The following is an 18,550-nucleotide window of genomic DNA, read 5'->3' as shown; positions in this document are numbered from 1 at the left end:
AAAAAAACGAAGCGCGCATGCGTTGCCGCATGCGCGCTTCACCCCTCCGTCGACCGCTTGATTACATCTTCACTTCGTCGAGCAGCGTCTTCTTGCCGCTCTTGTAGTTGTAAAGCGAGATCACGCCGTGCTGCAGGTCGCCCTTCGAATCGAAGGTCGTCGTGCCGATCACGCCCGTGTAGTTCGTCGCCGGCATCGCCGCCAGGATCTTCGCCGGATCCGTCGAGTTCGAGCGCTTCATCGCGTCGACGATGATGTTCACCGCGTCATACGTGAACGGCGCGTAGATCTGGATCGGCTGGCCGAAACGCTTCTCGAACTTGGCCTTGAACGCGCCGCCGCCCGGCATCTTCTCGAGCGACGCACCGGCTTCCGAGCACACGACGTTGTCGGTCGCATCGCCGGCCAGGTCGGCCAGCTTTTCCGTGCACACGCCGTCGCCCGCGAAGATCTTCGCGCGCAGGCCGAGCTGCTTCGCCTGCTTCGCGAACGGGCCGCCGGTCGCATCCATGCCGCCGTACATGATCGCGTCCGGGTTCTCGCCCTTGATCTTGGTCAGGATCGCGCGGAAGTCGACCGCCTTGTCGTTCGTCGCATCGTGCGACATCACCTTCAGGCCGAGCGCCTTCGCCTTCTTCTCGAATTCGTTCGCGAGACCCTGGCCGTAGGCGGTCGAATCGTCGACCACGGCGACGCTCTTGATGCCCTTCGAATGCGCATAGTTCGCAAGCGCCGGGCCCTGCTGCGCGTCGGTCGCGACGACGCGGTACGTCGTCTTGAAGCCTTGCTGCGTGTAAGCCGGGTTGGTCGCCGACGGCGAGATCTGCACGATGCCCGCATCGCTGTAGATCTTCGAGGCCGGGATCGACGTGCCCGAGTTCAGGTGGCCGACCACCGCGACGACCTTGTCGTCGACGAGCTTCTGCGCGACCTGCGTGGCCTGGCGCGGGTCGGCTGCATCGTCCTGCGGGTCGAGCTGAAGCGTGATCTTCTGGCCGCCGATCGTCAGGCCCTTGGCGTTGGCCTCTTCCACCGCGAGACGCGCGCCGTTTTCGTTGTCCTTGCCAAGGTGTGCAATACCACCCGTCAACGGCGCAACGTGGCCGATCTTGACGACTTGTTGGGCGGACGCGTTGCTTGCGGCAGCAGCGCACAGCATCGCCGCTGCAGTGATCGGCAACAGCTTTTGCATCTTGATTTTCATGTAAGTCTCCAGTTTCGTCCCAAAAACGCCATCGCCCGGTGCCCCGCTGCCATCCCTGTGTTTGCATTCACTGGACGATTCGCCGGTTGCATCGTTCATGCACTTGGCCTCAGCACGTCAAGCCGCCGCTTTTAGCAGCCGCCCGACCGTACTTGCGCCGAAGTGTAGGTGATCAAATTAATTTGTGGGACTTTTTTGGGGTAGTGGTAACACTACCGATGCGGATGCGTATCAAACGCCTTTCAGAGATCGCCGAGAGCCCGGCCGGATAAGGGTTTCCGCTAATTTCTCACGCCCGCGCGAAAGGCTGTATTCAATGCAATCCCGACTTGTTTTTGATCGCCATTTTGTACGCGGGATCGCTGCACGATACGCGCGCCGGCGCGCGCGTATCGCCGATGTCGAACAGGCTGTGATCAGCCCGCCGCCGCACGCCATTCGGCATCGAGCGCGTCGATCAGCTGCGACGTCGTCAGCGCGTCGCCGCGCCGGCGCGTGAGCGGCGCGCCCTGCCCGGCCCACAGCGCCAGGTAGTCGCCGTCGTTCGCGCGCGCGGCGGCCTGGCGCAGCGGCTGCGTGAGCGCGTTCTGCACCGGATACGGCGCGACGTCTTCGGGCCGCGCGCCGAGCCGCGCCATCAGCGTGTTGCGCAGCCCGCGCGCATGACGCCCGGTGATCGCGCGCGTGACCTGCGTCGACGTGTCGGCGCTCGCGCGCAGCCGTGCCTTCCAGTCGAGCGCGATCGCGCTTTCCGCGCAGGTGAGGAACGCGGTGCCGAGCTGCGCCGCCTGCGCGCCGAGCGCGCGCGCCGCCGCGATGCCGCGGCCGTCCATGATGCCGCCGGCCGCGAGCACCGGCAGCCCGGTCGCGTCGACGAGCTGCGGCACGAGCGCCATCGTGCCGATCAGCGCGTCGTCGGCCGCGCCGATGAACGTGCCGCGGTGGCCGCCCGCCTCGGCGCCCTGCGCGGACACCGCGTCGGCGCCGGCCTGCTGCCATGCCAGCCCTTCGGCGACGTGCGTCGCGGTGCCGATCACGTAGGTGCCGGCCGCCTTCAGCCGAGCAACATCGGCCGCGTCGAGCACGCCGAACGTGAAGCTCGCGACCGGCACGCGCAGCGATACGAGCATGTCGAGCTGGGCACGGAAATCGGGCGCGAAGCGCGCGGGCGCCGTGCCGGGCGGCAGGCCGAGCGCGGCGTTGAGCGGGTCGATCGCCGCGAGCGCGCGCGCGAGCGTCGCCGCGTCGGGCGCCGCCTCCGTCAGCACGAACAGGTTGACCGCGAACGGGCGATCGGTGGCCGCGCGAATCTGCGCGACTTCGTCGGCGAGACGCTCGGGCGGCAACGCGCCCGCGCCGAGGCTGCCGAGCGCGCCGGCATTCGACGCGGCCGCGACCATCGCGGGCGTGGTCGCGCCAACCATCGGCGCCTGCACGAGCGGCAGGCGCAGGCCGAAGCGTTCGGCGAACGGCGTGGAAAGGGAATGGGCGGACATGGCGGGATCCTTCGGTGACGCGCGCAAGCGCTTTGTAAAGGGCTGGTGCGATCGACTGTACCGAAGCGCCGCGCCACCGAAAAATGAATAATCGTGAACGGAACGATCGCCGCGCGAGAACCCGGCACCCAGGGCCGCGCACTGCAGCCCGCGATGTTTGATGGCACACTAGACCGACCCCTTTTTCCATCCGCGAGACGCGCGCGGCGCGGCCTCGCTCGCCAGGAGTTCAACGTGACTGCACAATGGATCGACATCCCGACCGGCAATGACAGCTTCGGCGGCTACCTCGCGCTGCCGAAGCGCGGCACGGGCCCGGCCGTCCTCATCCTGCAGGAGATTTTCGGCGTGAACGCGCACATCCGCGCGGTGGCCGACCAGTACGCGGCCGACGGCTACGTCGCGCTCGCGCCGGACGTGTTCTGGCGCACGCAGCCGCGCGTCGAGCTGGCCTACGACGGCGCGGATCGCGACAAGGGCATCGAGCTGCTGCAGAAGACCGACGTGAACGCGGCGGTCGCGGACATCGCGGCGGCGGCCGACCTGCTGCGCGCGCGGCCCGAAGTCGACGGCAAGCTCGCCGCGATCGGCTACTGCTTCGGCGGCCGCCTCGCATACCTCACGGCCGCGACCGGCAAGATCGACGCGGCGGTCGCGTACTACGGCGGCGGGATCCAGAACGCGCTCGACGTCGCCGGCCGCATCACGCAACCGATCCTGTTCCATTATGCGGAGAACGACCACGGCATCCCGCTCGCGGCGGTCGACCAGGTGAAGGCGGCCTTCGCGGGCCGCGACAATGCGGCGTTCCACCTGTACGCGGGCGCCGAGCACGGCTTCAACTGCACGGATCGCGCGTCGTACAACCAGCGCGCGGCGGCGCTCGCGCACGGCCGCACGCTGACGTTCCTCGCCGAGCATCTGTAACGCGCGCCTCGGCGGCGGCTCCGCGCGGGGCCGGCCGCCTCTCTTCATCGCGACACGTCGCAACGGGGGTGACAGCGGTGCTTTCGGACTATCTCGCCCATGACGCGATCGGCCTCGCCGATCTCGTCCGTCAACGCAAGGTGAGCCCGCGCGAGCTGCTCGACGCGGCGATCGCGCAGGCCGAAGCGGTCAATCCGGCGATCAACGCGATCGTGCTGCAGGACTACGACGCCGCGCGCGAGCGCGCCGCCGCGCCGCCCGCGCCCGGCGCGCCGTTTGCCGGCGTGCCCTACCTCATCAAGGATCTCGGCGCGGCCGTGGCGGGCCTGCCGCTGTCGATGGGCAGCCGGCACTACCGGTATTTCGCGCCCGACGCCGATTCGCCGCTGATCGCGCGCAGCCGCGCGGCCGGCTTCAACTTCTTCGGCAAGACCAACACGTCCGAGATCGGCCAGATGCCTTACACCGAGCCGGCGCTGTTCGGCGCGTGCCGCAACCCGTGGAGCCTCGACCACACGCCGGGCGGCTCGAGCGGCGGCGCGGCGGCGGCCGTCGCGGCCGGTATCGTGCCGCTCGCGCATGCGTCCGACGGCGGCGGCTCGATCCGCATCCCCGCGTCGTGCTGCGGGCTGTTCGGCCTGAAGCCCAGCCGCCATCCGGCGCTCGTCGACATCCCGATGAACGGCGACCTGGTGGTGCAGCACGCGGTGGCGCGCAGCGTGCGCGACAGCGCGCTGCTGCTCGACGTCACGACCGGCCAGGCGCTGCCGCCCGGTGCGCCCGGTACCTTCCTCGGCGCGCTCGACACGCCGCCCGACGCGCTGCGGATCGGCGTCGTCGTCGACCCGATGCTCGCGCCGGCGCTCGCCGCCGACACGCGCGCGGCGCTCGACGACGCCGCCGCGCTCGTCGCGTCGCTCGGCCATCACGTCGAACCGGCCGCGCTGAACGTCGACTACGCGCGCGCCGCCGAAACCTTCCTGACGCTGTGGTCGACGATCGCCGAGGAGATGGTGCTCGGCGCGCGTGCGCTGACCGGGCGCACGCCGCGGCGCAGCGAATTCGAGGCGGCGACCTGGGCGATGGCCGTCGTCGGCCGGCGGCTCGCGCGCACGCGGCTGCCCGACGTGCTCGAGTGGCAGCGCCAGCTCACCGTGCAGGTCGCGCGGCACGTCGCGCGCTACGACGTGATCCTGTGCGCGTCGCTCGCGGGCCCGCCGGTGCGGATCGGCGAGCTGCAGCCGACGCCGTTCGAGCAGGCGCAGATGAAGCTGCTCGCGGCGCTGCCGATCAAGCCGCTGCTGAAGGCGTTGCTCGCGCAGGCGTCGCAGAAGGCGTTCGCGTGGGCCGGCTGCACCGAGCTGTTCAACCTGACCGGCCAGCCGGCGATGTCGGTGCCGCTCTGCTGGAATGCGCGCGGCCTGCCGATCGGCGTGCAGTTCGTCGCGCGCCACGGCGACGACGCGCTGCTGCTGAAGCTCGCGCGGCAGCTCGAGCAGGCGCGGCCGTGGTTCGAGCGCCGGCCGCCGCTGATGCAGGCGCGGGGGTAGAACCGGCGGGCCAAAGAAAAAGCCCCGCCGGCAATGCCGGCGGGGCTTTTCACATGCGCAGACCGCGACGCTTACGCGCCGAGCCGTTCGCAGATCGTCTTGGTCGCGGCCGCGGCGTTCAGCGTATAGAAGTGCAGCCCCGGCACACCCGCGTCGATCAGGCGCTGGCACAGGCCCGTGACGACGTCCGCGCCGAACGCGCGGATCGCGTCGCGGTCGTCGCCGAAGCTCTCGAGCCGGCGCGCGATCCAGCGCGGCACTTCGGCGCCGCACATCTCGGAGAAACGCATCAGCTGCGAGAAGTTCGTGATCGGCATGATGCCCGGCACGATCGGCACCTCGACGCCGAGCTTGCGCGCGTCGTCGACGAAGCGGAAATACGCGTCCGCGTTGAAGAAGTACTGCGTGATCGCGGAATTCGCGCCGGCCTTCACCTTGCGCGCGAAGTTCTCGAGATCGGCCTTCGGCGAGCGCGACTGCGGATGGTATTCCGGATACCCGGCGACCTCGATGCGGAACCAGTCGCCATGCTCCGCGCGGATGAAGCTGACCAGCTCCGACGCGTAGCGCAGCTCGCCCACCTCGCCCATGCCGGACGGCAGGTCGCCGCGCAGCGCGACGATGTGGCGGATGCCGTGCGAGCGGTACTGGTCGAGGATCGCGCGCAGGCTGTCCTTCGACGAGCCGATGCACGACAGGTGCGGCGCGGCCTCGAGGCCGTCCTTCTGCATGTCGAGCACGGTATCGAGCGTGCCCTGCTGCGTCGAGCCGCCGGCGCCGAACGTCACGGAGACGAATTTCGGCTTCAGCGGCAGCAGCTGCGCACGGGTCGCGCGCAGCTTCTCGACGCCTTCCGCCGTCTTCGGCGGGAAGAATTCAAACGAGAGTTCGATCGGTTTCATGATTCAGGAGGCGCTGGACGGGCCCGCTCAGCCGATGTTGCGCTGGCCGAAGATCAGGGCGGACAGCAGCCAGGACACGATGCTGTACAGGATCGAACCGAAGAATGCGGACCAGAACCCGGATACCTCGAAGCCCTTGAGCAGCGACGACGCGAACCAGAAGCACAGCGCGTTCACGACGAGGATGAACAGCCCGAGCGTGACGACCGTGACGGGCAGCGTCAGCAGGATCAGCACCGGACGGATCACCGTGTTGATCAACCCCAGCACGACCGCGACGATCAGCGCGGTGCCGAAGCTCTTGATGTGGATCGACGGCACCAGGTAGGTGATGATCAGCAGCGCGAGGGCATTGATGATCCAGGACAGGATGACGCTCATGTAATGCTCCGGTTCGGTGGACGCTCGGGCGGAACGGCGCCGCCGCCGCGCCGGTTGCGGGGCGCGCGCGAAAACGAAAACGCTTCGCGGCGCGCCCCGCCGCCGGGGCGGGCGGCGGCTTGCCGCATCAGTAGCGGTAGTGGTTCGGCTTGAACGGGCCTTCCTTCGACACGCCGATGTACGCCGCCTGGTCGTCCGACAGCACCGACAGGTTCGCGCCGATGCGCGCGAGGTGCAGGCGCGCGACCTTCTCGTCGAGGTGCTTCGGCAGCACGTACACCTTGTTCTCGTACTCGCCGCCGCGGGTGAACAGCTCGATCTGCGCGAGCGTCTGGTTCGCGAACGAGTTCGACATCACGAACGACGGGTGGCCGGTCGCGCAGCCGAGGTTCACGAGGCGGCCTTCGGCCAGCAGGATCACGCGCTTGCCGTCCGGGAAGATGATGTGGTCGACCTGCGGCTTGATGTTTTCCCACTGGTACTGGCGGGTCGACGCAACGTCGATTTCCGAGTCGAAGTGGCCGATGTTGCAGACGATCGCGTTGTGGCGCATCGCCTTCATGTGATCGTGGCCGATCACGTGGAAGTTGCCGGTCGCCGTCACGAAGATGTCGGCCTTGTCGGCCGCGTATTCCATCGTCACGACGCGGTAGCCTTCCATCGCCGCCTGCAGCGCGCAGATCGGATCGATTTCCGTGACCCACACGGTCGCGCCAAGGCCGCGCAGCGATTGCGCGCAGCCCTTGCCCACGTCACCGTAGCCCGCGACGACCGCGACCTTGCCCGCGATCATCACGTCGGTCGCGCGCTTGATGCCGTCGACGAGCGACTCGCGGCAGCCGTACAGGTTGTCGAACTTCGACTTGGTGACCGAATCGTTCACGTTGAACGCCGGGAACGGCAGGCGGCCGTCCTTTTCCATCTGGTACAGGCGGTGCACGCCGGTCGTGGTTTCCTCGGTCACGCCCTTGATGTGCGCAAGGCGCTTCGAGTACCAGTTCGCGTCGATGTCGAGGTGCTTCGCGATCGACTTGTACAGCGCGACCTCTTCCTCGTTGGTCGGCTTGGCGATCACCGAGCGGTCTTTCTCCGCCTTCGAGCCGAGGATCAGCAGCAGCGTCGCGTCGCCGCCGTCGTCGAGGATCATGTTCGCGAACTCGCCGTTCGGCCATTCGAAGATGCGGTGCGAGAACTCCCAGTATTCGTCGAGCGACTCGCCCTTGAACGCGAACACCGGCGTGCCGGCTTCGACGATCGCGGCAGCCGCGTGGTCCTGCGTCGAGAAGATGTTGCACGAGGCCCAGCGCACGTCGGCGCCGAGCGCCTTCAGCGTCTCGATCAGCACGCCCGTCTGGATCGTCATGTGCAGCGAGCCGGCAATGCGCGCGCCCTTCAGCGGCTGCTGCGCCTTGTATTCGTCGCGGATCTGCACGAGGCCCGGCATTTCGGTCTCGGCAATGTTCAGTTCCTTGCGGCCCCAGCCGGCAAGCGCCATGTCGGCGACGAGGTAATCGTTGGAAGCTTTGGAATCGATGACGGCGTTCATCACGCCCTCCTTTCTAAAAAAAGTTTAGAAAATGGTGACGTGAGCGCCGTTCAGGAAGCGGCTTGCCGGCGCAATGCGCACGGGCCCTGCCGCTTGGTGAAGCTTTCCGAGCCTGGCGGACGCTGATGGTCCGTCGCAACGCTCCTCGGAAAACGGGTGGGATTGTAGCAAATCGCCACGAAAATTGCGTGACCGGCACGCGCGTGTGCGACGCGCGCCGATGAAGGGGTCAGTTCTCCGTGCCGACCCACGCCTGCTCGCGCAGGCGCGCGCGCAGGCGTGCGACCGCCTGGCTGTGCAGCTGGCACACGCGCGACTCGCTGACCTCGAGCACCGCGCCGATCTCGCGCAGGTTCAGGCCCCGCTCGTAGTACAGCGACATCAACAGCTTCTCGCGCTCCGGCAGCCGCTCGATCGCCTCGATCAGCGCCTCGCGCAGATGCTCGTCGAGCAGCGACGACAGCGGATCGGCGTGATCGACGCGGTAGCGGTCGAGGAACGGCTCGTCGTCGGCCGCGCGGTCGAAATCCTCGTAGTAGATGAGCTGGCTGCCGTGCAGGTCCTGCAGCATCCCCTGGTATTCGTCGAGCGGCATGTTCAGGTGCTGCGCGATCTCCGCCTCGCTCGCGGCGCGGCCGAGCTGCTGCTCGACCTTGTGCACCGCGTGCTCGACCTCGCGCGACGTCTTGCGCAGGCTGCGCGGCAGCCAGTCGTTGCTGCGCAGCTCGTCGAGCATCGCGCCGCGGATGCGCTGCGTCGCGTAGGTCTCGAACTGCGCGCCCTGGTCTTCCTTGTAGCGGCCGGCCGCGTCCATCAGGCCGATCATGCCGGCCTGGATCAGATCGTCGAGATCGACGCTCGCCGGCATCTTCGCGACGAGCTGCAGGCCCAGGCGGCGCACGAGCGGCGCGTACTGCGACAGCACGTCGGCCTGGGAAATCCTTCCTTGAGCGTTATACATCGTGGCTCTCTCCTTCCGGTGGCGCTCACGCGGCGTGTGCCGCGCCTGCCTCGAACGACGGGCTGCCGCCCGCGCGGTGCCGTCCGGCGCCCGGCCGCGGGCGCAACGGCCAGTACAGCAAGTCGGCGGCGATCTGCCGGTAATCGCGCGCGGCCGGCGACGACGGAAACGCGTCGACTGCCGTGCGCACCAGGTCGCGCGCGCGCTCGACGAGCGGATCGGCGCTCACGCAGCCCGCATCGGCGATCGACACGGTCAGGTAGCGGCTCGCGACGCCCGCGAGGTTCTCGAACGCGGTCTTCGCGTCGTCGTGGCTGCCGACGTGGTTGGTCAGCACGCGGAACTGCGCGACCGCGTGCGCGAAATGCAGCCGCTTCATGCATGCGTAGGCCTCGGTGATCGCCTGCGCGGCCACCCGCGTGACGATCAGCACGTCGTGCGCCTCGCGCGCGAGCGCGGAGAAACCGCCGTCCGCGTCGAGCTGCGCGTCGATCAGCACGATGTCGGCCGGCCCGTCGATGAAATCGCTCAGGTGCGCTTCGCTGTAGCCGGCGCGCGCGAGCGTCGCCGCCGCGCACACGCCGAACCCGGCGGTGACGCGCGTGCGCTCGCCGTCGCGCAGCCACGCGCCGGCCAGCGTCGCCGCGGCCGAATTCACGTCGGCGCGCTCGTCGACGACGAGCACGTCCTTGCCCAGCGCGGCAAGCGCCGCGGCCAGGTTCACGACCGTCGCGGTGCAGCCGACCCCCGTCGGCCCGCCCACCACCGCCACGATCCTCGATGCGCGCCCGGCCAGCAGGCGCCGCAGTCCTTCGGCCTGGTCGATCATCGGTTTATCCAAAGCGCACCTCGTGCAGCTCGGCGGTCGAGCGTGCGGTCAGCGCGGACAGCAGCGCGGGCATGTCCTCGTCCTGCGGCACGAAGGGCGAGCCGTCGCGCGGCACGCAGAACGCGCTCTTCATCAGGAATTTCCGGGTCGCGACGTACAGGTTCTCCGGCACCTTCTGGCCGGTCGACACGTAGTGCACGGGCAGCTTGTAGCGGATCACCGTGTCGAGCACGCCGCCCAGATGGGTCGCCTCGTCGAGCTTGGTGAGGATGCAGCCGGCGAGCGCCGGCTGGCCGTCCGCGCTGCGGTACGCCTGCACGACCTCGTTGAGGGTGTCGCCGTGGCTCGTCGCGTTCAGCAGCAGCAGGCGCTGCACCGGCGTGTTCGCGCCGTGCAGCATCGCGATCTGGTCGGACACCGCGCGGTCGCGCTGGCTCATGCCGATCGTGTCGATCAGCACGATGTGCTTGTTGCGCAGCTCGGACAGCGCGAGCTGCAGGTCGCCGCCGTCCTTCACCGCGTGCACCGGCACGCCGAGGATCTTGCCGAAGATACGCAGCTGCTCGTGGCCGCCGATCCGGTAGCTGTCGGTGGTGAGCAGCGCGACCTTGCTCGCGCCGAAACGCATCACGCAGCGCGCGGCGAGCTTCGCGGTGGTGGTGGTCTTGCCGACGCCCGTCGGGCCCATCAGCGCGAACACGCCGCCGCGCTCCATCAGCGCATCCTCGCTGTCGAGCACCGGCAGGTTCGACGCGAGCACCGACTGCGCCCACTCGGACGCCTGCTCGAAGGTTTCCGTGCCTTCGCCCTGCGGCAGGTTGTCGACCATCATCCGCACCAGCTGCGCGGAGAAGCCGGCCGCGAACAGGTGCTTCGTCAGCGCGCCGTGCACGGGGCTGCGGCGCTGGCGCTCCTGCCACATCAGGCCGTCGAACTGCTCCTCCATCATCCCGCGCAGCGAACCGAGCTCGCTCATCACCGTGTCGTTGACGATGCGCTCGAGGCGCGCCTTCACCGCGTCGGCCACGGCCGCGGCCGTGTCCTCGGCCAGCCGTGCGCGCTCCGCGGGCTTCGCGGCGGGTGCGGCGGGTGCATCGGCGATACGGCGCGGCGCCGGTTCGTCGGCCGGCTGGCGGCGCGCGACGTTGCGCTCGACGTTGCGCACGATGTCGCGCGCCCATTCGGGGGTCGTCACGGTGCGGGCCGCGTCGTGCGGCGCGCGGATCGCGCTGTCTTCCGCCGGCGCAGCCTGCGCGCGCGCGATCAGCGCGTCGCGCTGCTGCGTCAGGCGCTTCGCGTGCTCGACGAGCCACGGGGCGGGTTCGGCGGGCGATCCTGCAGCCGGCACGCTCGCGGCCGGCGCCGCCGGTGCGTCTGCCGCGTCGGCGCTCGCGCCGAACACCGACGAGAACACGTCCGGCAAGCCGCCGTCGCCGGTCGCATACGGGTTCATCGCCGAAGCACGCGCCGCCGCCGCGGCGCTGGCCGCCGGCATCGTGCCGCCGGCCCGCAACGCCGCGCCGGGCAGCGCGGCCGCATCGGCAGCCGGCGGGGCGATCGCCGACAGTTCGGCATCGGCGAGCGCGACGATTTCGACGCTGCCGTCATCGAGCGTACGGTTCGACAGCACGACGGCGTCGGCGCCGAGTGCCTCGCGCACGAGACGCAGTGCGTCGCGGCTCGTCGCGCCGGTGAATTTGCGAATGTTCAAGCGGAACCCCCGATGACGTTAACGACCTTGATCGTGCGTGTGTCCGGCACTTCGGCGTACGACAGCACTTTCAATTGCGGCAGGCTGCGGCGCAGGAAGCGCGCCAGCATGGCGCGCAGCGCGTGCTGCACGAGCAGCACGGGCGGCAGCCCGAGATTCTGTTGACGCAGCATCGCTTCCTGCGTGCCGGTCAGGAGCGCGTGCGCGAGGCCCGGCTCGAGGCCCGGGTTCGCGCCGGTGGCGAGCGCCTGCGACAGCACGCGCTCGAGATTCGCGTCGAGGCCCATCACCTGCATCTCGCCGCCGCCCGGATACCACTGCTGCGTGATCGCGCGGCCGAGCGCGAGGCGCACCGCGGCGGTGATGTCGTATGCGTCGGTGAGGCGGCCGGCCTGCTCGGACACGGCTTCGATGATCGTGCGCATGTCGCGGATCGGCACGCCTTCCTCGAGCAGGTTCTGCAGCACCTTCTGCAGCGTGGTGAGCGAGATCGTCTTCGGCACGAGGTCCTCGACGAGCGACGGCGAATCCTTGCCGGTGCGCTCGATCAGCGCCTGCACTTCCTGGCGGCCGAGCAGCTCGGCCGCGTGCTGGACGACCAGGTGGTTCAGGTGGGTCGCGACGACCGTGCTCGCGTCGACCACCGTGTAGCCGTACACCTGCGCCTGCTCGCGCATCGCGACGTCGATCCACACGGCCGGCAGCCCGAACGCCGGGTCGGTGGTCGGCACGCCGGGCATCGCGGCCGTCACCTGGCCCGGGTTGATCGCGAGCCACTGGCCCGGGAACACCTCGCCGGCGCCGATCTCGACGCCCTTCAGCGCGATCCGGTACGCGTTCGGCCGCAGCTCGAGGTTGTCGCGGATATGGATCACCGGCGGCAGGAAGCCGATTTCCTGCGCGAATTTCTTGCGGATGCTCTTGATCCGCTTGAGCAGCTCGCCGTCGCTGTTCTTGTCGACGAGCGGGATCAGCCGGTAGCCGACTTCGAGGCCGAGCGGGTCGATCAGCTGCACGTCGTCCCAGGTCGCCTCGTGGCTGTCGGCCGGCAGCGCCGCGGGCGGCGCGATGTCGGAGACGTCGCCGGCCGCCTTGCGGGCCGCCGCGCGCTGCGCCTGCGTGCGCGCGAGCCAGATCGCGCCGCCGCCGAGCAGCAGGAACGCGAAGTGCGGCATGCCGGGGATCAGCCCCATGATCACGATGATCACGCCGGTGATCGTCAGCACGCGCGGGTTGGTGAACAGCTGGCCGGTGATCTGCGTGCCGATGTCCTCGTCGGTCGCGACCCGCGACACGATCACGCCGGCCGCCGTCGAGATCACGAGCGACGGGATCTGTGCGACGAGGCCGTCGCCGATCGTCAGCAGCGTGTAGTTCGTGCCGGCCGCGGCGAACGTCATGTCGTGCTGGATCATCCCGACGATCAGCCCGCCGATCACGTTGATGGCCATGATGATCAGGCCCGCGATCGCGTCGCCGCGCACGAACTTCGACGCGCCGTCCATCGAGCCGTAGAACTCGGCTTCCTGCGCGACGGCGGTACGGCGCTTGCGCGCCTGTTCCTCGTTGATCAGGCCCGCGTTCAGGTCGGCGTCGATCGCCATCTGCTTGCCGGGCATCGCGTCGAGCGTGAAGCGCGCGGACACTTCCGCGATCCGCCCCGCGCCCTTCGTGATCACCATGAAGTTGATGATCATCAGGATCACGAACACCACGATGCCGACCGCGAAGTTGCCGCCGACGAGGAAGTGGCCGAACGCCTCGATCACCTGGCCGGCTGCGTCCGGGCCGGTGTGGCCCTCGAGCAGCACGACGCGCGTCGACGCGACGTTCAGCGACAGCCGCAAGAGCGTCGAGAACAGCAGCACGCTCGGGAAGGCCGCGAAGTCGAGCGGCTTCATCGTGTACATGCTGACGAGCAGCACCATCACGGACAGCGCGATGTTGAACGTGAACAGCAGATCCAGCAGCAGCGGCGGCAGCGGCAGGATCATCATCCCCAGGATCATGCAGATGAGGACCGGGCCCGCGAGCGCGCGCAGGTTGGCGCCTGCGAGCAGGTTCGGGCGCTTCGCGAACAGGCCGGCGGGGGTGCTCATGCCTGGCCTCCGCGCGCGGTCGCGCCAAGCACGTCCTCGACCTCTTTCTGCTCATCCTCCGCCGACACCGACGCGCCCTTGTCCAGCTCGGCCGGCACGTCGAGATCGACCGGCGTGGCCGGCACGTCGCCGCCTTCACGCCGGAAGCGCTTGAGCTGGTACACCCACGCGAGCACTTCGGCGACGGCCGAATACAGCGAACCGGGAATCTCGCGCTCGAGTTCGACGTTGTGATACAGCGCCCGCGCGAGCGGCGGCGCTTCGAGCGTGGGCACGTTGTGCTCGGCGGCGATCTCGCGGATGCGCGCGGCGACGAGGTTCACGCCCTTCGCGACCACCTTCGGCGCGCGCATCTCGCCATCCGTGTATTGCAGCGCGACGGCGAAGTGCGTCGGGTTCGTGACGACCACGTCGGCCTTCGGCACGGCCGCCATCATCCGGCGCCGCGCGATCGCGCGCTGCTGCTGGCGGATGCGGCCCTTCACGTGCGGATCGCCTTCGTTCTCGCGATGTTCGCGCTTCACTTCTTCCTTCGTCATGCGCAGCTTCTTGTTGTACTGCCAGAGTTGATACGGCACGTCGAGCGCGGCGACGACCAGCATGCCGGCGACCGTCGTGCCGCAGCACACGGCGACGAGGTGCAGCGCATCCGCGAGCGCCGCGTCGAGCGGCTGGGTCGCGAGGCCGAGCAGTTCTTCCTTGCTGCGCCAGATCGCGATGCCGCCGATGCCGCCCACCACCAGCGTCTTCGCGAGCGACATGCCGAGCTGGATCGGCCCCTGGATCGAGAAGATCCGGCCGAGGCCCGTGATCGGGTTCAGGCGGTCGAACTTCAGCTCGAACGTCTTCGACGAGACCAGCCAGCCGCCGAGCGCCATCGGCGCGAGCAGCGCGGCGAGCCCCATCAGCGCCAGCATCGGCGCGAGCGCGGCGAGCCCTTCGAGGCTCGCGCTGCCCGCCGCCGACAGCATCCGGTTGGTATCGAACGCGGTCGCGCGCTCGAACGTGAACGCGCCGCGCAGCATCGTGCGCAGGTGCGTGCCGATCGGCCCCGACAGCAGCCACGCGCCGTAGAAGCCCGACGCGAGCAGCGCGAACGAAGCCAGCTCGCGCGAGCGCGCGACCTGCCCCTCCTCGCGCGCCTTCTCGCGGCGCCTCGGAGTGGCGGCTTCGGTTCTGTCGAGATCGCTCTCGTCTGCCACGGGGCCTCCAGACGGGTACGGCGGGATGCCGTTTTCCAGTGACACCGATTATTCATGGACCGGTCAACCGGCGATCGGTCGAGCAAAGCCGGGAAAGGGGGGTATTTCGGAGAATCGGGCGACGCTGCGGCGGGCGGCGGTCGCCGGTAGGCAAAGCGGTTTGGAAACGGGCGACGGGCAGCCGGCTACGAGCAGTCGGCTACGAGCAGTCGGCTACGGACAGTCGGCTACGTTCCGGCGACGGGCAGCCGGCGACCGGCGGCGGCGGGCACCCCGCCGCGGCCGCCTGCGATGCGCGCCGGTGGGTCAGGCCGCCGCGGCGAGCGGATCGGGCCCGAAGCGGTTCGGGCCGTTGTTGCCGCGCGAGCACATCCAGACGAGCAGGATGATCCCGCCGACGACCGGAATGAGCGCGATCAGCAGGAACCAGCCGGAGCGGCCGATATCGTGCAGGCGGCGCACCGTCACCGAGAGGCTCGGCACGATCAGCGCCAGCGAGACCAGCAGGGCCGCGATCGCCAGCAGCAGCGCGATCGTGTTCTCGCTGCGGCCGACCATCGTGACGAGCTGGCACGCGATCGACACGATGAACGTCAGCAACGCGAAATACCAGTATTCCGCGCGACGCGCGCGGCCGTCGAATCGTGCGTATTGATTGAAGACCGATTGAATTGCATCCGTGAAATTCATTTTATTGACCTCCTGTTCTATTTGAACGACACCGGACCAACGCGTGAAGTATAGGCGGGATTTTCAGGAAATCAGCCACTTTTGCGGCAGCCCCGGGCAGCGCTTTACGCCGGGCGGCGCGGCTGCAGCCGGATCGATTTAATCAATGACGTAACGCGTCATTTCGTTTTTTAAATCACGGCGGCGTGCCGTTATCGACGCGATAATCGCCCGCGCATTTGTTGCCGGAATATCCCGCCGCCCCGGCCGACAGAAGAAAAGGGGGCGATTGCTCGCCCCCCTCGTCATGCCGCCTGCGTAATGCCGTTCAATACGCGACGTAAGGCGCCGCGCCGCCGCTGCTGCGCCGGTCCATCCCGAAGTAGATCGTCTTGCCGTAGAAATGCGTGAGGCCGAGATCGAGCCACCCCGCGTTGCCGAACGGGCCCGCGATGTCGTTGAACGCGAACGCCGACGCGTTCGAGAACACCGAATCCGCATTCGCGACCGGCATCGACACCTGGCTCTGCGTGCCGTTCTGGCCGGTGAGCGTCGCCGTGTAGGTGACCGTCGACGCCGGGCAGTAGAACTCGGTGTTGCGCGTGCAGATCCGCTGCGTCGAATCGTTGAAGAAGTACGCGTTCGAGCCCGTATCGAAGAACGCGGTGACCGCGCCGCCGAGGAACGTCGCGTTGAGGTCGCCGGTCGTGGTGGACGTCAGCACGGTGCTCGCGCGCAGCGTATTGTTGGCCTGCGTGCCGATCCCGAACGTCAGCAGCCCGGTCGCGCTGCCCTGGCCGCTGCTCGCGATGTCCGGCATCTGCACGATCACGCCGTTGTTGTCGACCGCGAAACGGTGCACCGGGTTGGCGACCTGCTGCGCCAGCGGCACGAGCGTCACCGCGCAGCTCGCATTGCCGTTCGGGCATGCGTAGTAGTTGTTGCTCGCGGCGGCCGTCGTCGTCGTGCAGGTCGTGCCGCAGTCGAGCGGCGCCGGCCCGATGCCGAGGATGCCGTTCGCGCCGAGCGCGCTCGCCGTGTTGGCGGCCGTGCCGTTGTTCGTGCACGAGGTCGGCACGCCCGTGGTGCCGAGGTCGCCGAGAACCTGCACCGGCAGCGCGCTCGCCGTTTCGCCGCCGATCTTCAGGTCGGCGGTGCGCACCGAGCCCCACGTGTAGGTCGACACGAACTTGCCGCACTCGGCGAGCGGCGCGCCGCCCACGGTCGACACGGGCAGGCTGCCGAGCACGCCCGTCACGGCGCCGCTGACGAGCCGCAGCCCGTACGACGCGGTATCGACCAGCACGTTGTTGACGACCTGGCAGTTCGACGTGCCGGGCGCACAGACGGTCACGCTGACGGTCGGAATGTTGATGACGTTCGCGACGCCGCGATCCACGGTGATGACCGCGGTGTTCGACGCGACCGGCGTGGAGCCGCCGCCGTTGTTGTTGCCGTCGCCGCCGCCGCATGCGGCGACGAGCACCGCCGTCGCGGCCGCGAAGCTCAGCGCGCCGAACCAGCGGATGAAGGTACGAGGATTGCGCAAGATCGGTCTCCCGCTGTCACTGGATGTCGTTGCCGGTCAGGCCGGCAGGCAGCGCCTGCGGCAGCCAGGCCTGGCCGGAGAACGAGCCCATGTGGCCGCCCGTCCGGATCACGAGGGTGCCCGTCTCGACGGACACGGGCGCGCGCCAGCCGCGCGCCGCGTGGGCCGCGTCGACGCCGGCCCTGTACTGCGGGAAATAATTGCCGAGCAGCGCCGCGAGATCCGGCATCGTCGGGCCGCGCCACGCGAGCCCGAACACGCTGCCCGCGGCGGAGGTGTATTCGCGGATCACGGTGCCGGAACCGAGCGTGACCTCGCGCACGGTATAGGTGGCCGCGCTCGCCGACACGCCGTCGGCCGAGCGCATCGCGCGCTGCACCGCGCGCACGGTGGCGGCATGATCGTCCGCCGGCGGCGACATCGGCGCGCCGCCCAATTCAGCGTGCGCGTGGATGCTCCACAGCACGCCCATCGAGACCGTCGCGCACGCAACGGCACAGCCCAAACGTTTCAGCTTCACGTTCCCCCCCAGGGACTGGCCTCGTAGTCGATCGCGCGGCGGAGTCGCCCGCGCCATCGCCGAGGTTCATGTCAGACAAACCAAAAGATGTCTTGATGCTGAAGCGTAGTATGCCTGCGCGGCGTTTCAAAGTGTCAAGGACCGACGTTGGGGTTCGTCCGGGTTCGCGCAGGCGGCCGCCGTGACGGGCCGCCGCGATCCGCAATCCGGGTGCGACGGACGTGCGGCGCCGCCCGCTTGCCGGGCGGCGCCGCACGCGCCGGTCAGAAGCCGAGGCTGGCGAGCAGGTCGTCGACCTGCGCCTGGTCCTGGACCACGTCGGTCTTGCCTTCGGGGTTGATCTGCGGGCCGTTCAGCAGCGAGACGGGGCTGCCGGTGCTGCTCATCGTCTGCTCGGCCTCCAGCGCGAGCGCGGCCGCGGTCGCCGCGAACTGCTCGCGCCGCTCGGGCGCGATGTTCTCGACCAGCACGGTGAGCAGCTGCTGCTCGATCAGGTAGACCATGTCCGTGATCTTCTTGATCACCTGCCCGGTCAGATCCTGGAAGTCCTGCGCGAGCATGATCTCGAGCAGATGCGCATTGGTCGCGGTCGTCGCTTCCGGCAGCGCGCGCAGGAACGCGCGCGTGTCGTCCATCAGCTCGCGAACCTCCGCGCGCTCGATCGGCGCCGCATACCACTGCGACCAGCGCGCGTCGAGCGCCTCAGCCTCGTTCTGCATGCGTTCCTGCACCGGCTTGGCCAGCTCGATCGCGGACAGCACGCGTTCGGCCGCCTGCTCGGTCATCGTCGCGACGTAGCGCAAGCGATCGCGCGCGTCGGGCACGGCTTCCGCCGCGCGCTCGATATGCTTGTCGAGACCGAGTTCGCGCATCGAGTCGCGCAGCGCGCGGGTAACGTGGCCGATGCGCGCGAGGATGCGGTCGCTCGTCAGATCGGCGCCATCGGGCAAGCTGTCGGCGGCGAAGCCCGCCCCGGCCATCGCCGCGTGGATCGGCTCGTTCAC

16 protein-coding genes and 1 riboswitch are annotated in these 18,550 nt (G+C 69.0%); of the genes, 2 read left to right on the top strand and 14 right to left on the bottom strand.

What is annotated here, in order from left to right; genetic code table 11:
- Nucleotides 1-61: 61 nt before the first annotated feature.
- Together HWY45_RS15630 and HWY45_RS15625 are read right to left on the bottom strand one after the other, a co-directional pair.
- A complete protein-coding gene (locus HWY45_RS15630) occupies nt 62-1,204 on the bottom strand; it encodes a branched-chain amino acid ABC transporter substrate-binding protein (RefSeq protein ID WP_059804345.1) in 1,143 nt (380 codons plus the stop codon).
- 416 nt (nt 1,205-1,620) lie between these two features.
- The gene (locus HWY45_RS15625) at nt 1,621-2,700 is read right to left on the bottom strand and encodes an NAD(P)H-dependent flavin oxidoreductase (RefSeq protein ID WP_059882143.1); all 1,080 of its coding nucleotides are present in this window, start codon (nt 2,698-2,700) and stop codon (nt 1,621-1,623) included.
- A 234-nt stretch (nt 2,701-2,934) separates the two neighbouring features.
- Between HWY45_RS15625 and HWY45_RS15620 the strand changes: the two genes are divergently transcribed.
- The gene (locus HWY45_RS15620; RefSeq protein ID WP_059804343.1) at nt 2,935-3,627 is read left to right on the top strand and encodes a dienelactone hydrolase family protein; all 693 of its coding nucleotides are present in this window, start codon (nt 2,935-2,937) and stop codon (nt 3,625-3,627) included.
- Nucleotides 3,628-3,695: 68 nt separating this feature from the next.
- The gene (locus HWY45_RS15615; RefSeq protein ID WP_414016425.1) at nt 3,696-5,177 is read left to right on the top strand and encodes an amidase; all 1,482 of its coding nucleotides are present in this window, start codon (nt 3,696-3,698) and stop codon (nt 5,175-5,177) included.
- Between the two features lie 71 nt (nt 5,178-5,248).
- On the opposite strand, the gene metF is transcribed toward HWY45_RS15615, so the two are convergent.
- The 12 genes from metF to cheZ all read right to left on the bottom strand — a co-directional run bounded on the left by metF (nt 5,249) and on the right by cheZ (nt 18,550).
- The gene (gene metF / locus HWY45_RS15610; RefSeq protein ID WP_059563954.1) at nt 5,249-6,079 is read right to left on the bottom strand and encodes a methylenetetrahydrofolate reductase [NAD(P)H]; all 831 of its coding nucleotides are present in this window, start codon (nt 6,077-6,079) and stop codon (nt 5,249-5,251) included.
- A gap of 27 nt (nt 6,080-6,106) precedes the next feature.
- Nucleotides 6,107-6,460: a phage holin family protein gene (locus HWY45_RS15605; RefSeq protein WP_010093000.1), complete on the bottom strand. Its 354-nt coding sequence runs from the start codon at nt 6,458-6,460 to the stop codon at nt 6,107-6,109.
- A 127-nt stretch (nt 6,461-6,587) separates the two neighbouring features.
- The gene (ahcY, locus tag HWY45_RS15600) at nt 6,588-8,006 is read right to left on the bottom strand and encodes an adenosylhomocysteinase (protein WP_059563953.1); all 1,419 of its coding nucleotides are present in this window, start codon (nt 8,004-8,006) and stop codon (nt 6,588-6,590) included.
- 34 nt (nt 8,007-8,040) lie between these two features.
- A riboswitch (S-adenosyl-L-homocysteine riboswitch) is annotated at nt 8,041-8,159 on the bottom strand.
- Between the two features lie 76 nt (nt 8,160-8,235).
- Nucleotides 8,236-8,967 carry an RNA polymerase sigma factor FliA gene (locus HWY45_RS15595; RefSeq protein ID WP_059563952.1) on the bottom strand — a complete coding sequence of 244 codons (732 nt, stop codon included), beginning with the start codon at nt 8,965-8,967 and terminating at the stop codon, nt 8,236-8,238.
- Between the two features lie 25 nt (nt 8,968-8,992).
- Nucleotides 8,993-9,808, bottom strand: coding sequence for a MinD/ParA family ATP-binding protein (locus HWY45_RS15590; RefSeq protein WP_059804338.1), 816 nt, complete (start codon nt 9,806-9,808; stop codon nt 8,993-8,995).
- The gene (gene flhF, locus HWY45_RS15585) at nt 9,801-11,507 is read right to left on the bottom strand and encodes a flagellar biosynthesis GTPase FlhF (protein WP_059882145.1); all 1,707 of its coding nucleotides are present in this window, start codon (nt 11,505-11,507) and stop codon (nt 9,801-9,803) included. The genes HWY45_RS15590 and flhF overlap by 8 nt, the downstream gene beginning before the upstream one ends.
- The gene (flhA, locus tag HWY45_RS15580) at nt 11,504-13,606 is read right to left on the bottom strand and encodes a flagellar biosynthesis protein FlhA (RefSeq protein ID WP_059804333.1); all 2,103 of its coding nucleotides are present in this window, start codon (nt 13,604-13,606) and stop codon (nt 11,504-11,506) included. The genes flhF and flhA overlap by 4 nt, the downstream gene beginning before the upstream one ends.
- On the bottom strand, nt 13,603-14,808 hold the full coding sequence (gene flhB, locus HWY45_RS15575; protein ID WP_059882147.1) for a flagellar biosynthesis protein FlhB: 1,206 nt from the start codon (nt 14,806-14,808) through the stop codon (nt 13,603-13,605). The genes flhA and flhB overlap by 4 nt, the downstream gene beginning before the upstream one ends.
- A 306-nt stretch (nt 14,809-15,114) precedes the next feature.
- A complete protein-coding gene (locus HWY45_RS15570; protein ID WP_059563947.1) occupies nt 15,115-15,498 on the bottom strand; it encodes a DUF805 domain-containing protein in 384 nt (127 codons plus the stop codon).
- 307 nt (nt 15,499-15,805) lie between these two features.
- The gene (locus HWY45_RS15565) at nt 15,806-17,026 is read right to left on the bottom strand and encodes a DUF3443 domain-containing protein (RefSeq protein WP_059882149.1); all 1,221 of its coding nucleotides are present in this window, start codon (nt 17,024-17,026) and stop codon (nt 15,806-15,808) included.
- 16 nt (nt 17,027-17,042) lie between these two features.
- Nucleotides 17,043-17,546: a DUF2844 domain-containing protein gene (locus tag HWY45_RS15560; protein ID WP_060092204.1), complete on the bottom strand. Its 504-nt coding sequence runs from the start codon at nt 17,544-17,546 to the stop codon at nt 17,043-17,045.
- A gap of 263 nt (nt 17,547-17,809) precedes the next feature.
- Entirely contained in the window at nt 17,810-18,550 is a 741-nt protein-coding gene (gene cheZ / locus HWY45_RS15555; protein WP_059563944.1) for a protein phosphatase CheZ, read from the bottom strand.

Origin of the sequence: Burkholderia stagnalis (genome assembly GCF_902830275.1) — a bacterium.
Lineage (GTDB): Bacteria > Pseudomonadota > Gammaproteobacteria > Burkholderiales > Burkholderiaceae > Burkholderia > Burkholderia stagnalis.
Note: the sequence above shows the minus strand (reverse complement) of the source record. Positions and strands in the feature narration are given on the sequence as shown.